This window comes from Pseudomonas triclosanedens (assembly GCF_026686735.1).
GTDB lineage: Bacteria > Pseudomonadota > Gammaproteobacteria > Pseudomonadales > Pseudomonadaceae > Pseudomonas > Pseudomonas triclosanedens.
Genome location: NZ_CP113432.1, coordinates 1,539,312 through 1,559,892 on the forward strand (window position 1 = coordinate 1,539,312; position 20,581 = coordinate 1,559,892).

19 protein-coding genes, 1 pseudogene and 1 riboswitch are annotated in these 20,581 nt (G+C 66.4%); of the genes and pseudogenes, 14 read left to right on the forward strand and 6 right to left on the reverse strand.

The window, feature by feature from the left end; translation table 11 throughout:
* Nucleotides 1-12: 12 nt before the first annotated feature.
* A complete protein-coding gene (locus tag OU419_RS07265; RefSeq protein WP_254471676.1) occupies nucleotides 13-3,129 on the reverse strand; it encodes a transglycosylase domain-containing protein in 3,117 nt (1,038 codons plus the stop codon).
* A 234-nt stretch (nucleotides 3,130-3,363) separates the two neighbouring features.
* On the opposite strand from OU419_RS07265, the gene OU419_RS07270 reads away from it, so the two are divergent.
* The 3 genes from OU419_RS07270 to OU419_RS07280 all read left to right on the forward strand — a co-directional run bounded on the left by OU419_RS07270 (nucleotide 3,364) and on the right by OU419_RS07280 (nucleotide 6,287).
* Entirely contained in the window at nucleotides 3,364-3,609 is a 246-nt protein-coding gene (locus tag OU419_RS07270; RefSeq protein WP_254471675.1) for a hypothetical protein, read from the forward strand.
* A 300-nt stretch (nucleotides 3,610-3,909) separates the two neighbouring features.
* Complete coding sequence (locus tag OU419_RS07275; RefSeq protein ID WP_254471674.1) at nucleotides 3,910-4,587, forward strand: class I SAM-dependent methyltransferase; 678 nt, start codon at nucleotides 3,910-3,912, stop codon at nucleotides 4,585-4,587.
* Between the two features lie 317 nt (nucleotides 4,588-4,904).
* Entirely contained in the window at nucleotides 4,905-6,287 is a 1,383-nt protein-coding gene (locus tag OU419_RS07280) for an amino acid permease (protein WP_254471673.1), read from the forward strand.
* Nucleotides 6,288-6,636: 349 nt separating this feature from the next.
* On the opposite strand, the gene OU419_RS07285 is transcribed toward OU419_RS07280, so the two are convergent.
* The 3 genes from OU419_RS07285 to OU419_RS07295 all read right to left on the reverse strand — a co-directional run bounded on the left by OU419_RS07285 (nucleotide 6,637) and on the right by OU419_RS07295 (nucleotide 9,879).
* Nucleotides 6,637-8,553 carry a M48 family metallopeptidase gene (locus OU419_RS07285; protein ID WP_254471672.1) on the reverse strand — a complete coding sequence of 639 codons (1,917 nt, stop codon included), beginning with the start codon at nucleotides 8,551-8,553 and terminating at the stop codon, nucleotides 6,637-6,639.
* A gap of 21 nt (nucleotides 8,554-8,574) precedes the next feature.
* Nucleotides 8,575-9,171 (reverse strand): LemA family protein, encoded by a 597-nt coding sequence (locus OU419_RS07290; RefSeq protein ID WP_254471671.1) that lies wholly within the window; start codon nucleotides 9,169-9,171, stop codon nucleotides 8,575-8,577.
* 159 nt (nucleotides 9,172-9,330) lie between these two features.
* On the reverse strand, nucleotides 9,331-9,879 hold the full coding sequence (locus tag OU419_RS07295) for a cysteine hydrolase family protein (RefSeq protein WP_254471670.1): 549 nt from the start codon (nucleotides 9,877-9,879) through the stop codon (nucleotides 9,331-9,333).
* Between the two features lie 101 nt (nucleotides 9,880-9,980).
* Between OU419_RS07295 and OU419_RS07300 the strand changes: the two genes are divergently transcribed.
* Together OU419_RS07300 and OU419_RS28890 are read left to right on the forward strand one after the other, a co-directional pair.
* Nucleotides 9,981-10,991 carry a GlxA family transcriptional regulator gene (locus tag OU419_RS07300; protein ID WP_254471669.1) on the forward strand — a complete coding sequence of 337 codons (1,011 nt, stop codon included), beginning with the start codon at nucleotides 9,981-9,983 and terminating at the stop codon, nucleotides 10,989-10,991.
* A gap of 47 nt (nucleotides 10,992-11,038) precedes the next feature.
* Nucleotides 11,039-11,098: pseudogene (locus tag OU419_RS28890) on the forward strand (hypothetical protein); the annotation flags it as partial.
* An 87-nt stretch (nucleotides 11,099-11,185) separates the two neighbouring features.
* Here the strand turns inward: OU419_RS28890 and OU419_RS07305 are convergent.
* Nucleotides 11,186-11,554, reverse strand: coding sequence for a cupin domain-containing protein (locus OU419_RS07305; protein ID WP_254471668.1), 369 nt, complete (start codon nucleotides 11,552-11,554; stop codon nucleotides 11,186-11,188).
* 165 nt (nucleotides 11,555-11,719) lie between these two features.
* On the opposite strand from OU419_RS07305, the gene OU419_RS07310 reads away from it, so the two are divergent.
* The 9 genes from OU419_RS07310 to OU419_RS07350 all read left to right on the forward strand — a co-directional run bounded on the left by OU419_RS07310 (nucleotide 11,720) and on the right by OU419_RS07350 (nucleotide 19,654).
* Nucleotides 11,720-12,448, forward strand: a complete 729-nt coding sequence (locus OU419_RS07310) for a class I SAM-dependent methyltransferase (protein ID WP_254471667.1) — start codon at nucleotides 11,720-11,722, stop codon at nucleotides 12,446-12,448.
* Between the two features lie 60 nt (nucleotides 12,449-12,508).
* Entirely contained in the window at nucleotides 12,509-12,937 is a 429-nt protein-coding gene (locus OU419_RS07315) for a VOC family protein (RefSeq protein ID WP_254471666.1), read from the forward strand.
* Nucleotides 12,938-13,040: 103 nt separating this feature from the next.
* Nucleotides 13,041-13,247, forward strand: a riboswitch (cobalamin riboswitch).
* A 94-nt stretch (nucleotides 13,248-13,341) separates the two neighbouring features.
* Nucleotides 13,342-15,303, forward strand: coding sequence for a TonB-dependent receptor plug domain-containing protein (locus OU419_RS07320; RefSeq protein ID WP_408004926.1), 1,962 nt, complete (start codon nucleotides 13,342-13,344; stop codon nucleotides 15,301-15,303).
* A gap of 10 nt (nucleotides 15,304-15,313) precedes the next feature.
* Nucleotides 15,314-16,012 carry a (2Fe-2S) ferredoxin domain-containing protein gene (locus tag OU419_RS07325; protein ID WP_254471665.1) on the forward strand — a complete coding sequence of 233 codons (699 nt, stop codon included), beginning with the start codon at nucleotides 15,314-15,316 and terminating at the stop codon, nucleotides 16,010-16,012.
* The gene (locus tag OU419_RS07330) at nucleotides 16,009-16,932 is read left to right on the forward strand and encodes an ABC transporter substrate-binding protein (protein WP_408004927.1); all 924 of its coding nucleotides are present in this window, start codon (nucleotides 16,009-16,011) and stop codon (nucleotides 16,930-16,932) included. Before OU419_RS07325 ends, OU419_RS07330 begins: the two co-directional genes overlap by 4 nt.
* 81 nt (nucleotides 16,933-17,013) lie before the next feature.
* The gene (locus tag OU419_RS07335) at nucleotides 17,014-17,838 is read left to right on the forward strand and encodes an aldo/keto reductase (RefSeq protein ID WP_254471664.1); all 825 of its coding nucleotides are present in this window, start codon (nucleotides 17,014-17,016) and stop codon (nucleotides 17,836-17,838) included.
* Between the two features lie 101 nt (nucleotides 17,839-17,939).
* Complete coding sequence (locus OU419_RS07340; protein WP_254471663.1) at nucleotides 17,940-18,311, forward strand: nuclear transport factor 2 family protein; 372 nt, start codon at nucleotides 17,940-17,942, stop codon at nucleotides 18,309-18,311.
* A gap of 1 nt (nucleotide 18,312) precedes the next feature.
* Entirely contained in the window at nucleotides 18,313-19,125 is an 813-nt protein-coding gene (locus OU419_RS07345; RefSeq protein WP_254471662.1) for a class I SAM-dependent methyltransferase, read from the forward strand.
* A 73-nt stretch (nucleotides 19,126-19,198) separates the two neighbouring features.
* On the forward strand, nucleotides 19,199-19,654 hold the full coding sequence (locus tag OU419_RS07350; RefSeq protein WP_254471661.1) for a DUF3237 domain-containing protein: 456 nt from the start codon (nucleotides 19,199-19,201) through the stop codon (nucleotides 19,652-19,654).
* A gap of 51 nt (nucleotides 19,655-19,705) precedes the next feature.
* Here the strand turns inward: OU419_RS07350 and OU419_RS07355 are convergent, their stop codons facing one another.
* Entirely contained in the window at nucleotides 19,706-20,449 is a 744-nt protein-coding gene (locus tag OU419_RS07355; RefSeq protein ID WP_254471660.1) for a TorF family putative porin, read from the reverse strand.
* Nucleotides 20,450-20,581: the final 132 nt, after the last annotated feature.

Below are 20,581 nucleotides of genomic sequence, written 5' to 3' on the forward strand. Positions count from 1 at the left end.
TGGTTCGCCTGCTCAGCGCCAACTCACCCGCAGGTTGTCGATCGGCTCCTGGCAGCCAGTGCTGATTCCCGGCTCCAGGTAGCTCTGCAACATCGGCGCCATGCCCTTGAGCACTTGTACCGGCAGTGCCGAGGTGAACTTGAAGTTGTCCGACTCGCTGCCGGCGACGTAGGCGGTGAGCGTGCCGAAATGCCGTGGGCCGAGGTAGAACACGAAGGTCGCGGTCCGGTTCATTGCCTTGGAGCTCTTCACCCAGCCGCTGCGGGTCACGCTCTCGATGCGGTTGTCGCCGGTGCCGGTCTTGCCGCCCATCACCAGCGCGCTGCCGTCGGCCAGCTTGAAGCTGCCCGACAGCCGTCGCGCCGTGCCTGCGTCCACTACCTGCGACAGCGCCGTGCGCAGTGCCTGGGCCACTTCCGAGGTCATGACCTGCCGCCCGTTGTTGGACTGCGGCCCGAGGCTGGCTTCGTATGGGGTGTCGGCGGCGAAGTGCAGGCTGTCGATGCGCAGGGTCGGCAGGCGCATGCCATCGTTGAGGATGATCCCCATCAGCTCGGCGAGGGCGGCGGGGCGGTCGCCGGAACTGCCCAGCGCAGTGGCCAGCGACGGCACCAGGTGGTCGAACGGATAGCCCAGCCGCTTCCACTGCTCGTGCAGGTCGAGGAAGGCTTCCACCTCCAGCATGATGCGGATGCGCTTGTCGCGGGCGTACTTGTGGCGCGACTTGAACAGCCAGCCATAGACCTGCTGACGCTCCGCCTGGCTGGCCGCCACCGCGTCGTTGAAGCTGGCCGCCGGTTGCCGTTGCAGGTAGCCGAGCAGCCACAGTTCCAGCGGGTGCACCCGGGCGACGTAGCCCTGGTCGTTGAGGTCGAACGCCCCGGGACCGTAGCGGGTATAGAGGTCGGCGATGCGCTTGTCGGTGAGCTTTTCTCCGGCGTAGTTGCCCTTTTTCAGGCGGTCCTGGAGGAACGCGGTGAAAGCCGGCAGGTCCGCCTGCGGTTGCAGGTAACGGTGGATCGCGGCCAGCCGGACTGGCCAGGCGCGGAGGCCGTCGAGGAAGGTGTCGAGGCGTTCGTCGGCGTTCTTGCCCTTGTATTTCTGCCAGAAGCGCAGCAGGTAGGTCTGGCTTTCCTTGTCTACGAAGCGATCGAGATAGGCGCGGCGGCGCGGGTCCTTGTCATCGGCCAGGACCGCGACCTTGCTGCCGGAGTTGGCGTAGATATCGTGGCGCACCAGGTCGCGCAGCAGGCGCACGAAGGGCAGGTTGATCGATTCGCGCAGGGCGTCCTGGATGGTCGGAATGCGGCCGTTGTCTTCCTTGCGGAAGTTGCTGAAGGTGTGGATGCCGCCGCCGGTGAAGAAGCTTTCGTAGGGGCTGGCGGAGTACTTGCGCTGCATGGCCGCGGCGAGCATGTCCGGCAGGTTGCGGTCCTTGGCGGCGATCAGGTAGTCGATCGCCCAGCGGCTGATGAAGTCCAGCGGTTCCACCGGCACCTTGCGCAGTTCGGCGGTGGGCATCTGCGCGTAGTCACGGTGCAGCTCGGCGACCGTTTCAAGGTAGCTGGCCAGCACCCGCAGCTTGGCGGTAGAGCCCAGTTCCAGCTTGCTGCCTTCGTTGATATCGAATGGCTGCTCGGTGTTGTCGGTCTGCACGCGCACGCGGTTGCCGCTGGGGGTGCGCTCGAACAGGGTGAAGCTGTAGCGCACGTCCTGGGTCTTGTCCTCGGACAGCAGGTGCTCGCCGAACAGGCCGATCTGCGCGGCGAATTGCGGGTCGGAAAGGCGCCGCAGGTAGGTGGTGACCTGCTCCTGCAGCTCGTGCTGCAGGGTGGTGGTGAAGCTGAGGTCGAAGCGGTCCAGGTCGTAGAGAGGCACATCGAGCATGCCGGCCAGGCGGGTGCGGGCCAGGGTCACGCCCTTGTTGTTTTCCAGCGGAGTGACGGTGGGCTGGTTGCGCGGGTCGCGGAACTCCAGTCGCTGTTTCAGGGCCGCGTCGCGCAGCGCGGCGTCGATGACGCCGGACTGGGCGAGCAGGCGCAGGTAGCTGTCGGTCAGCGCGGACAACTGGTCGCGCCCGCGCGCCAGGTACCAGGACGGCCGGCGGTGGGCGATCATCAGCGAGATCACCTGGCGCAGCGCCTTGCTCTGTTCGGCAAGTGACACTCCGCTGGCCGGTGGCGCGCTGAGCAACTGGTTGACCTGCTGGTAGTCGGCGCCGTACCAGATCCACAGGCCGTCCGGCAGGCCGCTGACCTCGCCGTATCCCGGCTGCGCCGAGAGCGGCACCGAATTGAGATAGGTGAGCACCACATTGCGCCGTGCCGCCAGGTTTTCCGCGCCGCCCTGGTAGGTGCGCACGCTGGCGGAGGCCATCTGCCGCAGCTTGTCGGTGATGGAGTTGGTGCGACCGTCTTCCGAGTGCCGGTACTTCTCGATCTGCGTGGCGAGCGTACTGCCGCCGGGAGCATGGTTGCCGAGGCCGACGATCTTGCCCACCTGGGCGAGCGATGCCTGGATGAAGCGGCTCCAATCGATGGCCGGGTTCAGGTAGGGGCGCTCGCTGTCCAGCAGGTCGCGGTTCTCGATGAACAGCAGGCTCTGCACGATCAGCGGCGAAATGCTCTCGAAATTGGCATAGAGCCGCTGTGGATAGCGGAAGTTGTAGATCGGCAGGCCACGGCAGTCGGCGATGTCTATACCGGCCTGGGCCTTCTCGGCGTAGGGCGGAAACAGGCCGTGGCTGGTGTACTGTATCAGCGGCTCGGAAAAGCGCGTCTGGCTGAGGGTGGCAAAGTTGCGCTGGTGCAGGCGGTCGAGGAAGACCGGCATTTGCTGGTAGCCCAACCTGCGGTCGAATGGGCCGCTTTGTGGATACACCACCGCGCTGCTGGGGCCTTGCACCCGTTGCCAGGTCAGGTGGCTGGCATAGCGCGACAGTTCGCGCGCTTGCAGCTTGGAGGTCCTCGCCTCATAGAGCAGCGCCGCGCCGATGGTGGCGAGCAGCGGCAGAAGGAACAGGAACAGGAGCAGGAAGCGGTGATGGTGAGGTTTCGTTGCGGAAATACCGGGCTCCGAGCGACCCGGCTGAGCTGCTGAATGCGTACCGGAATGCTTCGAGCTATCCATCTTCACGACCTGCCCATGCTCAGACAACAGCCTAGGTAAGCGGACTCCGCCCACGTGATGACCGGCGCCGCTCCTGACGCCGCGAAAGCCCCATGCGGGCGGCCTTCCTATTTCCAGAGTAGTCTGCGGCGGAAAATCTGCGCGCCGTCGGGCGCTTGTGCTGGCGAAGTGGATTGATTTGCCGACGGCCAGCAGGTGCAATGGTCCTGCGTATTTCGACAGGATCGTGAAACCATGCGTTCGGTATTTTTGCTTCTTCCCGCAGCCTTGCTGGCCTGGCAGGTCGCCAACGCTGCGCCGATGCCGTTCTATCGCTGGCAGAGCAAGGTGGACGGCAGCTATACCTGCCAGCAGACCTCGCCGGGGGAAGGCTGGATCCGGATTGGCGGGCCGTTCCGTGATGCGGGTTGCCGCGAGGTTCAGCCGCAGACACCGCCACCCAAGGGGCTGGCGGTGCCCAAGGCGTGGCGTGGCCAGTGAGGCGCGGCTCATGGATGCGTTGTGCGATGGGGTTCGGCAGCTTCTGGCGAAGCTCGGGTCTCGGACGCACGACGAGGTTTTCGCCAGCGGCAGATCGGTGCTGCTGAGTTTCAGGGAGCTAGGTGGAGAACAGGATTCTGCACGATGCCGTTCTCGTGAACTGCTGCGGGAGCCGGGCATGAGTACGCGGCAGGTGGGTCTGCTGGGCAGCCTGCTCGATTGCCCGCATCGCTGGGTTGGCAACCAGGGCTGGGCATCTGGTAATGGGGCGCTGAGCTCTTCGGGGTTGGAAAGATGGAGATGACCGACCAGCGATCCTTGATCCGCCAAAGCTGGCAGGCCAATGCCGGCGCCTGGACCGCCGCGGTGCGCGAGCAGCGCATCGAAAGCCGGCGGTTGGTCACCGATGCGGCGATTCTCGCGGCCATCGCCGGGGGGCTGGCAGCACGTGTGCTCGACCTGGGCTGCGGCGAAGGCTGGTTGTGCCGCGCGCTGGCCGAGCGGGGCAGCCTGTGTGTCGGAGTCGATGCGTCGGAACCCCTGGTCGAGGCGGCGCGCCAACTGGGCGGCGGGCGATTCGAGGTGATGGACTACGACGACCTCGTCAACGATGGCCACGCGCTGGGGCGGTTCGATGTGCTGGTGTGCAATTTCGCGCTGCTCGACGAGCATGTCGAGCCACTGTTGGGCGCCCTGCGCGAGCGGCTCGCTCCCGCTGGCCGGCTGCTGATCCAGACGGTTCACCCCTGGGTTGCCTGCGGCGGCCAGCCCTATCTCGATGGTTGGCGGCTGGAGACCTTCGCTGCCTTTGGCGATTCGTTCAGCACTCCGATGCCCTGGTTCTTCCGCACGCTGGAATCGTGGCTGGCACTTCTCGGCGCCAGTGGCTGGCGCCTGTGTCGGTTGCGCGAGCCGCGCCATCCGCAAAGCGGCCAGCCCTGTTCGCTGTTGCTGGAGTTGCAGGCGGCCTGCTCCTGAGCTGCCCAGGCCGCATCCGGGAGGTCGATGCGGCGACGCGCCACCTGGCCTTTGGTCAAATCGCACCGAAAGCGTGCAGACGCCATCGCAGGACTTGTGTAAATTCGGCAGCGACCTCAGCCGTGGTTCTCCCGCAATGCCTACGTCCGCTTCACAAGAGCGGGCAGCCTCTTCCGGTGTGCCGTCCTGGACGCTCCAGATACTTCCCCTCCGTACCGACCGGCGCGGTGGCGAAGCCTTTCCGGGGTTTCCGCATCCCGACGACGCTCAGAGTCCGCAGCTGATATTCCCCAAGAACAAAATGAGGTTGCACCACCATGTCGTCCCACGATCTCCAAAGGGATCTCAATGAGCGGCACATCCGTCTCATGGCTCTCGGCGCCTGCATCGGCGTCGGCCTGTTCCTCGGCTCCGCCAAGGCCATCCAGATGGCCGGTCCGGCCATCATGCTCTCCTACATCATCGGCGGCCTCGCCATCCTGGTGATCATGCGCGCCCTTGGCGAGATGGCCGTGCACAATCCCGTTGCCGGCTCCTTCGCCCGCTACGCCCAGGACTACCTCGGCCCGCTGGCCGGCTACCTGACCGGCTGGAACTACTGGTTCCTCTGGCTGGTGACCTGCGTGGCGGAGATCACCGCGGTGGCGATCTACATGGGCATCTGGTTCCCCGACGTGCCGCGCTGGATATGGGCGCTGGCCGCGCTTGCCAGCATGGGCACCATCAACCTGGTGGCGGTACGCGCCTTCGGTGAGTTCGAGTTCTGGTTCGCCCTGATCAAGATCGTCACCATCGTTGCGCTGATCCTGGTGGGTGGCGGCATGATCCTCTTCGGCCTTGGCAACGGCGGCATCGCCACCGGCATCTCCAACCTGTGGAGCAATGGCGGGTTCATGCCCAACGGCATCACAGGCGTGCTGATGTCGCTGCAGATGGTGATGTTCGCCTACCTTGGCGTGGAAATGATCGGCCTCACCGCCGGTGAAGCGAAGAACCCGCAGAAGACCATCCCGGGCGCGATCAACTCGGTGTTCTGGCGCATCCTGCTGTTCTACGTTGGCGCCCTGTTCGTGATCATGTCGATCTACCCGTGGAACGAGATCGGCACCCAGGGCAGCCCCTTCGTGATGACCTTCGAGCGCCTGGGCATCAAGACTGCCGCCGGCATCATCAACTTCGTGGTGATCACCGCCGCGCTGTCGTCCTGCAATGGCGGCATCTTCAGCACCGGCCGCATGCTTTACAGCCTTGCCCAGCACGGCCAGGCCCCGGCTGCGTTCGCCAAGACCTCCAAGGGTGGCGTGCCGCGCAACGCGCTGCTGCTCTCCATCGTCGCGCTGCTTCTGGGCGTGCTGCTGAACTACCTGGTGCCGGAAAAGGTGTTCACCTGGGTGACTTCCATCGCCACCTTCGGTGCGATCTGGACCTGGGCGATGATCCTGCTGGCCCAGTTGAAGTTCCGTCGCGGCCTGAGCGCCGCCGAAGCCGGCAAGCTGCAGTTCAGGATGTGGCTGTACCCGATCAGCTCCTACCTGGCGATGGCCTTCCTGGTGCTGGTCGTTGTGCTGATGGCGTTCTTCGAGGATACCCGCATCGCGCTGTACATCGGCCCGGCCTTCCTGATGCTGCTGACGGTGCTGTACTACGCGCTGAACCTGGCGCCGAAAGGTGAGCAGGGCAGCGTCGCCAGCCGTGCCTGACGGTCGGTTGAGCGGATGAACAAGGGCCTCTTCGGAGGCCCTTTTTCTTTGCGGGTGGTTCCCTGAGTATCTTCGCGAGCCAGGGCAGTGCAGGAGTCCCGCCCTGGCAGGTTGGTAGAGTCGGGGAGCGGACATGCCCGTCGAGCGCCGTGTGGCTCCGATGGGTATCGCAGGCTCCGCCCATCCTGCGGTGAGCGCCGTAGGATGGGGGGAACGGAGCGATGCCCATCGATGATCGCGCATCCATGCCGATGGGACGACCAGCTTCGATTGCCGTATTCGGTCCCTTCGTACCAGCGGATTCTGCCCGCAATCGGCCGGGCATCGTGCGGCTTGCCGAAGGTGGGTGTCAGGTCGCCAGTAAGGGCGGCATCGGGCAATCCAGGATATCCGCCACCGCTCGCATCAGTTCCGCTTCGCCGCTGCTGATGCGCCCGTCGTGCTCGACGCAGCGGGCCAGGGCCTTGAGCAGCTGAGGCTTCTGTAGCGGGCGAAGTTGCTCCAGGCGTTTGAGTGCCGCTTCCAGGTCGCGCAGATTGCCTGCCGCCGGTAGTGCACGGGGCGAGAAGGGCAGGCCGTTCCAGGCATCGGCGAAGGCTTGTTCGGTCTCCGGGTGGCCGGCTTCTCCCATGCGGGCGAGGAAGGCCAGCAGGGTGGCGGATTCGTCGGCGAGATCGGCCAGCGCGACATTGCCGATCTTTGTGCCACTGGGCCGCAGGTTGCGTTCGACGATGCGCAGCAGCGTCCATTCCAGCAATTTTACCTTGCCGTCGAACTTGATCAGCAATGCCATGTTCTCGCGCAGGGTGAGTACCCCCGGCGCGTCGAGCTGCTTCAGTGCCGGCATGGCGAGGTCGAGCAGCGGCAGGCGCTGGCCGGGGTCTAGCCGGAGCAGGGTATCCTCCAGCAGGTCCAGTTGCAGCGCGAGGCTCAGATCCAGGCGTGCCTTGATCTGTTCCAACTGGCGCGCGCGCAGGGCCGGCTCGCTGTCCAGCAGCAGGCCGTAGATCAATGCTTGCGCGCCCTCGCTATCGTGGGCAGCGCGGCGCAGGCGTTCGTCCAGGCGCTGCAGGGTGTTGCGGGCTTCCTGCAGGTGGACGACGGACGGTGCGCCGACGGCGGCGATCGCCACCGCTGCGGCATCCGGCTGGTAGGTCTGGCCGGTGACGGCAGCGGTCCAGGCTTCCTTGTCCATCAGTGCCACGTCCAGGCGCGGTTGGAATTTCGGGTAGTTGCCATCCCAGCCCGGCTCGACGCGACGGATGCGCTCCTTCAATGGCGGGTGGGTATCGAACCAGCTACTGCCCACACCGTCGCCGAAGTAGAGGTGGCTGAACTCCGCCGCGCGCGGCGCGCCGAGCAGCGCGCCGAGTGGGTTGCCGCCGATCTTTTTGAGGGCGCCAGCGATGGTCGACGGATCACGGGTGAACTGTACCGCCGAGGCATCGGCGAGAAACTCGCGCTGGCGGCTGACCGAGGCCTTGATCAACTGGCCGAAGAAGGTCCCGATGTAGCCCAGCACGTAGAGCACCACGCCGCAGCCGATCACCAGCAGTACCACGCTGCCGCCGTCCTTGCTGTTGCTGTTGCTGTTGCTGCTGCGGGAACTGATGCGAACTCCGCTGCTGGTCTCGCTCCAGCCGCGCAACAGGGTGCCGCCGATCAGCCCCAGCAGGAGCAGCCCGTGCAGCAGGGCGGTCAGGCGTGTGTTGAGCAGCATGTCGCCGTGGTGGATGTGGCTGAACTCATGGGCGATCACGCCCTGCAGTTCATTGCGTTCGAGTTGCTCGATGGCGCCTCGGGTGATGCCGATCACCGCATCGCGCGGGGTAAGGCCGGCAGCGAAGGCGTTGATCGAGCTGTCCTCCAGCACGTACACCGGTGGTACCGGCGACCCGGAGGCCAGGGCCATTTCCTCGACGACGTTGAGCAGGCGGCGCTCGTCGGCGTTGCTGGCACTGAGGTTGAGCAGGCGCCCGCCGAGAGCATCGGCCACCACCTTGCCGCCGGCGCTGAGCTGGATCTGCTTGTACAGCGCGCCTGAGGCGACCACGCCGACGATCACGGCAGCCACCGACAGGTACAGTTCCGGATCTGGCAGGGAGGTGCGCGAGGTCAGGTGTAGCGCCGGCTCGCCGAGGTGGCGCCAGAGCCAGCCCAGGGCGAGGCTGGTGATCGTCACCAGACAGATCACCGCGACACTCAGCAGCAGGACCAGACGCCCGGTCTGGCGCCGGGCGCGGTCCTGGTGTTCGAAGAAGTTCATCGAGCGTTCCGCGTCAGTGCATCAGAAAGCGACTTTCGGCGCGGCCTGGATTTCCTTGCTGTCTTCGAACTCCAGCAGGCTGGCGTCCCTGATATGGCCGTAGGTCCTGGCCAGGAAGTTGGCAGGGAAGGACTGGCGGTAGGTGTTGTACTCCATCACCGCGTCGTTGTAGGCCTGGCGGGCGAAGGCGACCTTGTTCTCGGTGCTGGACAGCTCCTCGCTGACCTGTTGCAGGTTCTGCGTGGCCTTGAGGTCGGGGTAGGCTTCCAGGGTGACGTTCAGGCGCCCCAGCGCGCCGCCCAGGGCGCTTTCCGCGCTGGCCAACTGGGCCATGCGCGCTGCATCGCCCGGCTGGCTGGCGGCGGCCTTGAGGCCCGCCACGGCGGCGTTGCGGGCGGAGATTACGGCTTCCAGGGTTTCCCGTTCGTGCTTGAGATAGGCCTTGGCGGTTTCCACCAGATTTGGGATCAGGTCGTAGCGGCGCTTGAGTTGCACCTCGATCTGCGAGAAGGCGTTCTGGTAGCGGTTGCGCAGCGACACCAGGCGGTTGAAGACGCTTATCAGCAGGTAGATGGCTCCGGCGATGATGGCCAGGATGACGATGGAGGAGACGCTCATGGGATGTCCTTCTCGGGGGCGGTGAGCCATCGATGATAGCGGAAAGCCTCCTGAGTGTTGGGCGGTGCCTCACGTCCCGTTCCGTCGACCGCGCGTTTGTGCCCTCGCTCACCCCGAGGTGGCGAAGGGAGGCGCTTTGCCCCCCGTCGCGAGGGCCGCTCAGCGGTCCAGGTACTGCGCGGTGGAAATCACCTCGGCATAGGCGAACGCCAGCGATGCCATGTAGGCGGCGTGGACCTGCGCGGCCGGTACTTTGACGCCATTGAACTCCAGGTCGAGGGTGGCGCAGGCGTCGTGCAGGACCGTCACCGGATAGCCGAAGTCGGCGGCGGCGCGGGTGGCGCCATCGACACACATATGGCTCATGTGGCCCACCACTACCAGCGATTCGATACCGTGCTGGTCGAGGATCGCCTTGAGGTCGGTATCGCGGAACGAGTTGACGAAGTGCTTGAGCACGACCGGCTCGCCCGGCAGATTGGCGACCTTTGGATGGATCTTCGCGCCCTCGCTGCCGGGGGTGAAGAACGGTGCGTCGTCGCGGGTGAACTCGTGCCGCACGTGGACGACCAGATCGCCGCGCTCGCGGAAGGCGGCAAGCACCCTGGCTGCCTGGTCGGCGGCGTTTTCGATGCCGACCAGCGGCCATTTGCCGGCGGGGAAGTAGTCGTTCTGGATATCCACTAGGATGAGCGCTTGCCTGGCCATGTTCCGTGTCCTCTGGCGTGGTTGGGATGTGGCGCCAGTATCGACCCGCGTGCCCGCTTCGGGGATCAGTTGGAACGACATTAACGAGGGGTAAAGTGACAATGGTTGCGCAACGGTCCGTCATCGAAATCGGCCTGCTGCTCTATCCGGGCGTACAGACGGCGGCACTGCACGGGTTGACCGACCTGTTCACGGTGGCCGAGCGCATCGCCGGCGAGCAGGCGGGCGCGCGGCTGCCGGGCTTGCGCATCAGCCATTGGGCGGCGGAGCCGGGCGATGAGCCGCGGCGGGTTTTCGATACTCATCCGGAGTGGCCGGACGACAGCGATGGCCGGCTGGCGGCGGTCCTGGTGCCGCCATCGCTGTTCGGGCTGCCGGAAGCTACGCCGGTGCATCATCTCACCCAGTGGCTGGCGGCGCGCCACGGTGCCGGTGCGATCATTGGCTCGGTGTGCATCGGCGGGCTGCTGGTGGCCGAGGCCGGGCTGCTCGATGGCCGCTCCGCAACAGCCCACTGGAGTGGCGCGGAGGCCTTCGCCAGGCGCTTTCCCAAGGTGCGTCTGGAGCCGCACAAGCCCATCGTCGACGACGGCGACCTGATCACCTCGGCCGGCCTGATGGCCTGGTCGGAAGTCGGCCTGCGGGTGGTCGACCGGCTTCTCGGCCCGAGCATCGCCTCGCGCACGGCGCGCTTCCTGGTGGTGGAGCACAGTGACAGCGCACAGCACTGCGGCAGCAACTTCGCGCCGCTGCTGGGGCATGGCGACGCGGCGATCCTCAAGGTGCAGCACTGGCTGCAGGCCAATGGCGCGGTGGACGTCAGCCTGCCGGCGATGGCCGCCCAGGCGGGCCTCGAGGAGCGCACCTTCCTCCGCCGCTTCCGTGCGGCCACCGGGCTGAAGCCCACCGAGTACTGCCAGCACCTGCGGGTCGGCAAAGCGCGGGAGTTGCTGGAGTTCACCAACGGCACGGTCGATCGCATCGCCTTCAGCGTCGGCTACCTGGACCCCGGTACCTTCCGCAGCACCTTCCGCAAGATCACCGGAATGGCACCGAGTGACTACCGCAAGCGGTTCGGTGCGCGACAGGTTGAGGTTGCGGCCCGGGGCTGACCGCCATCGGCGCGTGACGCAGGCACCTGGGGCTGACTCAGGCCGAGATGGCCGAGCGAATCGGCATCAGTCAGTCCGCCCACGCCCAGCAGGAAGCTGCCGTCCGGCCACGCAGGCCCACTCGGGGAAAAGTCGCGAAGGCACTGGGCGTCCATCCTGACCTGCTGGAGCGCCAGGCGCGGACAGAGCGGCGCTCAGATCCATCGATCATTCTCCGCCGTCCGCTCGCCACCGGCGTCACCGGTATTCACCACACCGCGCGGCTCGATCAGCATCAGCTTTACCTCGCGCTCGGCGAACGGCTTGTGCTCGACGCCGCGCGGCACCACGTACATCTCGCCGGCGCGCAGGGTTACCGGGCCGTCGCGGAAGTCGATGCGCAATTCACCCTCCAGCACGATGAAGGTTTCGTCGGTATCGGCATGGCTGTGCCAGACGAAGTCGCCGTCGAGTTTCACCACCTTGAACTGGTAGTCGTTCATCTCCGCGATCACCCGCGGTTGCCAGGCTTCGTCGAGGCGGGCCAGCTTTTCCTGCAGGTTGATCGGTTGGCGTTGTGTCATGCGGGTTCTCCTCATCGGCTGTTGCTCGCAGGTTAGGGGCTGCGACCGTGCCGGTCTTGCAGGAAATTGCGCTTGCATGGACGGACATTGATCTCCCTGGGTTGTCGCTCGTGCCGTTGGCTCCGACAATCGACCCTTCGCACTGAGGAAAGGGAGGTGCCACTCATGGCGCAGAACATCTACGACAACCCCGACTTCTTCGCCGGCTACGCGCAACTGCCGCGCTCGCTGCATGGCCTGGACGGCGCGCCGGAGTGGGCATCGCTGCGCGCGCTGCTGCCGCCTCTGGAGGGCCTGGACGTAGTGGACCTGGGCTGCGGCTACGGCTGGTTCTGCCGTTACGCGGCGCAACAGGGCGCCCGCGCAGTGAGTGGGCTGGACGTCTCGCAGAAGATGCTTGAGCGCGCGCGGCAGACCACCGGGGCGGCACAGGTGAGCTACTTCCACGCCGACCTCGACCAGCTCGACCTGCCCACAGCGGCCTTCGACCTGGCCTACAGCTCGCTGACACTGCATTACCTCCGGGACCTGCCGCGTTTCTTCCGCAACGTGCACGACTCGCTGCGCCCCGGCGGCAGCCTGGTGTTTTCCATCGAGCACCCCATCTACATGGCCTCGCTCAAGCCCGGCTGGATAGTCGATGCCGACGGCCGGCGCTGCTGGCCGGTGGACCACTACCAGGAAGAAGGCGAGCGCCGCACCGACTGGCTGGCTACCGACGTGCTCAAGTACCACCGCACCCTCGGCAGCGTACTCAACGCGCTGCTGGGCGCCGGCCTGAGCCTGCGTCATGTGGAGGATTGGGGGCCGAGCGCCTCGCAGGTGCAGGCCGACCCGGCGCTGGCCGAGGAGCGCGAGCGGCCGATGCTGCTGCTGGTCGCCGCGCAGCGCTGAGCGGCCGGGCGTGGCTGGCTATGCTGGAAGCATCGCTGCCGTTCCGTGCCGGAGATCGCCATGCCCACGCCCGTTGCCGCTGTCCGCCCCAGCATCATTCCCTGTCTGCGCTACCGCGATGCGCCCCGTGCCATCGACTGGCTGTGCGCTACCTTCGGCTTCCAGCGGCAACTGGTGGTGGCCGACGAGCATGGCGGCATCGCCCATGCGCAGCTTGTGCTGGAGGATGGCAGCGGGCTGGTGATGCTCGGCTCGCTGCATGACAACGAATACGGCCGCCTGATGCGCCAGCCCGACGAGGTTGGCGGCTGCACCCAGAGCATCTACGTGGTGGTGAAGGATGCCGAGGTGCTGTACCGCGCGGCGGTGGCTGGTGGCGCCCAGATCGTCATCGACATCAAGGACGAGGACTACGGCGGCCAGGGTTTCACCTGTCGTGACCCGGAAGGCCATATCTGGAGCTTCGGCACCTACGACCCCTGGCACTGACAGGTTTCGAAACACATCCGTAGCCGGCGCGCCAAGGGTGCCGCCCGCCCTCGGCCTGCCCGGCGGCAAGCCGCGACCTTGACGCTTTCCCGCCCCGAGTGTTCATATTTCCGACGTTTCAGGTGCCCTACGCCGCCGTGCGCAGGGTGAAACGGGAAGCCGGTGCGTCGCCCTCGTGCGATCAGTCCGGCGCTGCCCCCGCAACGGTAAGCGAGCGGAGCATCCATCGAGCCACTGTGCCACGGCATGGGAAGGCGGATGCCCCAGGACCCTCGCAAGCCCGGAGACCGGCCCGGAACGAGTTTGGCAAACCCGCGGTGGGCGGGCGTGAGCCGGTTCCCGGGGCACGCTCGTTCCGGGTGTCGCTGCGCCGCCTGCGAAATATCCATTTCGAGGCGATCACCTTGCACTTCCCTTTCCCCGATTCCCTGCGCGCTTCGCGCTGGACTCCTTCGTTATCCCTGGCCTGCCTGTGCCTCAGCCCCGCGCTGGACGCGGCGCCGCTGAGCCTTGCCGACGAGATCGTCAGCGCGCCTTCGGTGGAGTCCACCACCGTCGCCGACATGGCGCTCTACGGCAGCAAGCTGGAGGTCGTCGATCGCCAGCAGATCGAGCGCGCCGGCCCCAGCGCCGACATCACCCGCGTCCTGCAGATGTACGTGCCAGGGCTCTTCGTGGTGCCGAAGAACGGCCCGTTCGACTACGGCACCTACTCGCTGCTCGGCGGGCGCAACGACGACACGCTGATCCTGCTGGACGGTGTGCGCCTGAACAATCGCCTGTACGGCGGCATCTACCTCGACACCCTGCCGACCACCGCGGTGGAACGCATCGAAGTGCTCAAGGGTGGCCAGGGCCTGCTGTTCGGCACCCAGGCTGTATCCGGGGTGATCAACATCGTCACCCGCAGCGCGCACAGCCGCCAGACCGCCGGCGAGGTGAACCTCGGCCTGGACACCTTCAAGGGCCGCAGCGGCGACACCCGCGTGGAGAAAGTCGTGCAGAACGGCCTGGGCGACCTCGGCCTGATGGCCTACGTCAGCCATAACCGCTCCGATGGCTACCAGCCGTTCCGCGACCGCGACATGACCGACACGGTCAGCGACAAGCGCCGCTCCTACAACGTCAACGTGTTCGGCGGCAAGGCCGTCCAGGCTCTTGGCGACGCCTCGCGCCTGGAGCTGTTCTACCAGTACGCCGACGCTGACCTGGACTTCGCCCGTCCGACGTCCAACCGCCATACCACCAACGACCGTGTCCAGCAGATCGCCACCGCCACCTTCCAGCAGAGCCTGGGCGAGGACTTCAGCTGGTTCGCCAAGACCCACATCAACGACTGGGATACCCGCTATACCCGCGTCTACAACCTCGAAGGTGGCGGCACCCGGACGCTCAACCACAACGACTACTGGGGCTTCACCGACTGGGGTGCGCAACTGGAGGGCAAGGCTCGTCTGGCTGGCGGCCACGAGTTGGTCTTCGGCAACGACAACCAGTGGTACAAGGGCCAGGACGATGTGCTGATCATCGACAACGACAAGGCCGAATCCCACGCGCTGTACGCCCAGTTGCGCCCACGCATCGACGCGCTGCCGGACTGGCATCCGAGCCTGGGCGTGCGTCGCGAGGAGATGTCCGGCGGCGAGGGCGCCACCGTGTGGATGCTCACCTCGCTCTATGACCTCAGCGAGCGGCTCAAGCTGCGCGGCCAGTTCGGTACCGCGTTCAAGCTGCCCACCGCCGAGCAACTGTTCGTCAACGAACCGGGCGACGAGATGGGCAACCGCGACCTCAAGCCCGAGCGCAGCCGCAACGCCGAGCTGGGCCTGGACTACACCGGTTCGCTGTTCGACCAGCCGTGGAGCGGCAGCATGACGCTGTTCCGCCGCGAGATCACCGACCTCATCACCCTGGCTGGCGATCAGTGGGTGAACGGTAATGGTGAGATCGAGGTGCGCGGCGTGGAGGCCAACGGCCAGTGGCAGTTCGGCCGCAACTGGCAGGTTTCGGCGGACGCCACGCGCAACCTGGTGGATAGCCGCGACGGCGTGACGGTGAACAACGTCCCGCATTTCTTCGCGCGGGTTCGCCTGGGCTATCAGGACGACCTCTGGGGCGTTGGAGTGGCGTCGCGCTATGTCGGCTCGATGATGAGCGCGCAGGGCGACGACTATGGCCACTATGCCGTGCTCGATGGCGATGCCTTCCGCTATCTCGATGGCGCCCATCAGCATCGCCTGAGCCTGCTGCTGGAGAACCTGCTCGACCGCGACTACGCCACAGGCCGTACCTCCAACGGTCTGCGCCAGGTCGATTATCTGGGCCGCCCGCGCACCGCCGAGCTGCGCTACACCTTCACCTTCTGAGGCGCGAAACATGACGATCCTGCTGGTCGGTCCGTTGCACGGCATCCAGGGCGAGCGCCTGCATCGCGATGTGGCATCCCGGCTCGCCAGGCCTGTCGAGCGCATCGACACCAGCGATGGTTTCGACGGGCTGTGGGCGCGCATCCGGACATTGCTTGGGGAGCCCCGCGAGCTGCTGCTGGTGGACCTCGAACCCACCGCCGACGGTGCCTACCTCGACTGGCTGCGTGCCGAAGTGGCGGCGTTGGCACAGGAGCATCCGCAGGCGCCGCAGGTCACCACCTCGGCGCTGGGCCGGCGCGGCCTGGACACCGCGGCGGTGCTGGCGGCCATCGATGATCCCGCGCAGCAGGTCGCGTGCCGCGGAGTGGGCGCGGTAGCTGCGCAGCCGGACTGGTCCGCGCCGCCGCCGCACCGTCATCACCTGTTCCTCTGCACCGGGCCGCGCTGCGTGCGGCGGGGCGCGTTGCCGCTGTGGAAAACCCTGCGCCGCGAGCTGCAACGCCTGGGCTTGTACGAGAACGCCGGTGGCGCGTTGCTCACTCGCACGGGCTGCCAGTTTCCGTGCAACCGGGGGCCGATTCTCACGGTGTATCCGCAGCGCGTCTGGTATGGCGTGCACAGCGACGAGCAGGTCTGCCTGATCGTCCACGAGCACCTGCGCGACGGCGTGCCCGTGGCCGCGCTGCGTGTGGAGGACGACCAGTGACGCACATCGTTCGCCTGCTGGCCCTGGCGCTGCTGCTCGGCGGCGGGAACGCTATCGCCGGGGACTATCGAAACTGTGGCCAGAACTGGCGCATGGCCGCGCCGCCGCAGCGCATCCTCGCCCTCAACCAGCACGCCGCCGACCTGTTGCTGGCGCTGGGCGCCGGGCCACGGCTGATTGGCGTCGCTTATCTCGACGACGACGGCATCGCCGTGCGCGACGGGCGCTACCGGGGCGTGCCGCTGGTCGCCCGCAAGTACCCGTCGGCGGAGGCGGTATATGCGCTGAGGCCCGATCTGGTGGTGGCGGGCTTCGTCTCGGCTTTCGACTTCGGCAGCCTGTCGCGCGGCGCACTGGCTGGCCGCGGTATCGCCAGCTATCTGCTGGATGGCGGTTGCCCGGTGCACCGGGATGACCTGTTCGCCGGTGTGGAATCCGACCTGGCCACGCTGGGCGAACTGCTGGGTGAACAGGCAACGGCGCAGGCGCTGATCGAGGCCCAGCGCCGCGAACTGGAGAGCGCCGCGCAGATCGCTGTTGGTGCCAGGCCGCTGCGGGTGTTCTACCTCGACAGTTTCGACAACGATCTGCAAAGCCAGGGTGGCCGGGGCATGGTCAGCCAACTGCTGCGCGCCGCCGGTGCGCGCAACCTGTTCGAGGACGTCGACCTGCGAGGCTTCACCGCCAACGTCGAGCAATTGCTGGCGCGTGATCCGGATGTGATCCTGCTGGCTGACGCGCTCTGGTCTCCTGCTGCGCAGAAAATCCGCGCGTTACGCACCGATCCCGCGCTCTCGCGGCTGCGCGCGGTGCGTGAGGATCGCTTCGTGGCGCTGCCTTTCACCCATCTGTTCCCCGGCGTACACAGCGGCCGGGCCGTCCGCGAACTGGCGCAGGCGCTGCATGACACGAAACCCTGAGCGCTGCGCTACCATCATCGGTCCGCCGCCTTGATGGCGGCTGGCCCCGTGATCCCCGAACCCAACGACAAGGAACACGAGATGAATACAGTGGCATTCGCCGATGGCACCCAGGTTCCTGCCATCGGCCAGGGCACCTGGCGCCTGGGCGAGAACCGCGCCGAGCGTGCGCGGGAAGTGGCGGCGCTGCGCGAGGGCATCGAGCGCGGCCTGACCCTGATCGACACCGCCGAGATGTATGGCGAGGGCGGTTCGGAAGAGGTGGTCGGCGAGGCCATCGCCGGTCTGCGCGACCAGCTTTTCCTGGTCAGCAAGGTCTACCCGCACAACGCCAGCCGGCGCGGCATTCCCGATGCCTGCGAGCGCAGCCTCAGACGCCTGCGCACCGACTGCCTGGACCTCTACCTGCTGCACTGGCGCGGCCAGTATCCGCTGGAGGAAACCGTGGAAGCCTTCGAGCGTCTGCGCGAGGCCGGCAAGATCCGCCGCTGGGGCGTGTCCAACTTCGATCTCGACGACATGCGCGAACTCGGCGAGCCGGCGTGCGCCACCAATCAGGTGCAGTACAGCCTGGAGGAGCGTGGCATCGAGTGGGACCTGCTGCCCTGGTGCCAGGAGCAGCGCATGCCGCTGATGGCCTACTGCCCGGTGGGACAGGGCGGCCGCCTGCTGCATCATCCGAGCCTGGTGGAGATCGCCGCCCGCCACAACGCAACGCCCGCGCGCGTGGCGCTGGCCTGGTTGATCCACCAGCCGGGCGTGATTGCCATTCCCAAAGCCGTAGATCTGCTGCACGTCCGCGACAACGCCGCCGCCCTGGAACTGAGGCTGAGCGCCGAAGACCTGAAAAGCCTCGACGCCGCCTTTCCGCCGCCGACCCGCAAGCGGCATCTCGCAGTGGTCTGAGGCCATTCTGCAGCCCCGGTCGTCGCCGCCAGCGGCGCGGCCGGGGGGCGGTGCTAGCCTTGCTCGGATGGCCGGGCGCACCGGCAGGGAGGGCAGCACAGATGAGCAACTACACGGCCGACAGCGCCGCCATCAACCGAGTACTCACGGACTACGTGGAGGGCATGACGTTCGCCGATGAAGCGCGGTTGCGCCAGGCGTTCCATCCATCCTGCAAGATCATCGGCAACTACCACGGCGAGCTGGAGTGGGCCTCGCTGGACGACTTCATCGGCGCGATCAAGGCCGAGTCGCCGCCCGCCGAAGGCGCGCCGCCGGTGTGGGAACTCAAGTCGCTGGATATAACCGGCGACAGCGCGGTGGCCAAGGTGACGGACGACTTCATGGGCATGCGCTTCACCGACTACCTGTCGCTGCTGCGGGTCGGTTCGCAGTGGGCGATCATCAACAAGCTCTATTACCTGCACGAGTGACGTGGAACGCATCGGCCTGCGTGGTACGCCGGAGACCCTGCTGATCACGCTCTACGCCAAGGCGAAGGAGTGCGAGCTGGCGGACAGCCTGCTGCACGATCACCTCGCCCGACAGACGCTGGAGCGCATCGATTATGACTTCGAGCGCCTGCACATCGGCCGCGCCGAGCAGGTCGGCATCGCACTGCGCGCCAAGCTGTTCGATGACTGGGTGCGCGACTTCCTCGCCCGGCATTCGCAGGCGGTGGTCCTGCAACTGGGGTGCGGGCTGGACAGCCGAGTGTTCCGCATCGACCCGCCGTCGACGGTGCAGTGGTTCGAGGTCGATTTTCCCGAGGTGATCGCCTTGCGCGAGCGCCTGTACCCCGCTCGGGAGAATTGTCACCTGCTGCCGGCTGCGCTGACTGCGCCGGACTGGTGGCGCGCGGTACCGACGGGACGTCCGGTGCTGATCGTCGCCGAGGGTGTGCTGCCCTACGTGGAGGCAGGGCAGGTGCCCTGGCTGCTGCGCGCGCTGGTAGCTCATTGCGGCAGTGGCGAGCTGGTCTTCGATGGCTACACGCGCTTCGGTATCCGTCTGCTGCAGCGCAACCCGATGATCCGCAAGACCGGCGCCATCCTGCGCTGGGGCCTGGATGATCCCGCTGATCTGGTAGCACAGGTGCCCGCGCTGCGTTTCGTCGAGGCCGTCGCCGCCTACGATCCGGTGCAGATATCGCGGCTGTCGCTGGGCATGCGCCTGATCTACCGGATCACCCTGGCGATTCCGGCGTTGCGCCGCATGGGGCGGTTGCTGCGCTACCGCTTCGGTTGAGGAGCGACGTGGCCGGAGCGGCGGTCGGCTGCTTTACTCATGCGTCTATGAGGATGTTGCGCAGGAGCTGTGGATGAAACTCGAGCCTCTGATGAGCATGAACGTGAAGGCGAGCGTGCCGGTGGATATCGGCCGGGTGCCGCAGGGGCAGCGGCTGATATCGGCTGCCGGTGGCGGCACCTTCCAGGGCCGGCGCCTGAGCGGGGATGTGTTGCCGGGCGGCGGTGACTGGATCCTGGTGGACAACGACGGCGGCTGGCACCTGGAAGTGCGCCTGGTGTTGCGCACCCAGGACGGCGCGCGGATTCTCATGCAGCACAACGGCCTGCTGGTGGCCAATCCGAAGATCATCACCTCGGTCTCCCGTGGCGAGAGCACCGAGTTCGGCGACACCTATTTCATGATCCAGCCGCGCTTCGAGGTAGGCGATGAACGCTACCGCTGGCTGAACCATCTGCTGGCAGTGGGGGAAGGGCGCCTGGGGCCTGGCTGGGTCGAGTACAACCTGTACTCGCTGGCCAACGGCTGAGGCCGGCGCCCATGTGAGGGAAGCGGCGCGAATGTGTCCGCAGCGCCTGCTTCAGAAGGTCTTCGAGACGCTGGCTGCCACAGTGGCCGTGCAGGCGTCCTCGAAGCCGAAGGTGTTCAGGCATTCGGCCTGGGACAGATCGGTGTCGATGTAGCTCACCGCCCAGTCCAGTCCTGCCAGTTCATGGCTCAGTTTGACTTCCCATTCATGGTAGGTGTCGCGGGTATCGCCGCTGGCCGACAGGTACAGCGGGTCCTTGGCATCGTTGCGGCCGTAGCGCATGCGCAACTTGAATTCGGCTGGCAGTTCCGCGTCATAGGCGACGTAGGTGTAGAGGTTGGCCTGGCGGTCGCCGAAGTAGGTGGGGTAGTCGTCGCCGTAGTAGGCCGCCACCTCGAAACCATAGGCATGGAGAATGGCGTACACGTCGCTCTGGTTGAACTGGCTTTCCTTCGGATAGGTGTACTTGATGTAGCCCAGGTCCAGGCTTACCTCGTCATTCGCCTGCCAGTACCAGCCGCCGTAGTAGTCGATTTCCTGGCGCGTCTTGAAGTCGTAGCCGAAGTCGACATTGGAGGTCCAGGCGCCCAGATACAGGCCGCTGGCGTGCTGCAGGGTCAGGCCGAGTTGCGCGGCGGGGTCGCCCTGGGTCTGCGAGATACCGCGGGTGCGGTAGTCGCTGGCGACGGTGGCGTCGATCTGCAGGGCGAAGTCCTGGTTGAGTTCAACGGCCAGGGCCGGAGTGAGCGGTGCGCACGCGAGCAGCGCGCCGATAAGCCATTGCGGGCGGTTCATGCGGATGTCCCTTTGTTGTGATTGTCTGTGGGGCAGTGCGAAAAATCCCGCGCAGCGCCAGCCCTCCCGGCGTTGCCGGGAGGCGAGGTGGGGGCTGGGCTGGCGGGCAAGGCGCCGGGGCTGTTCGGACCC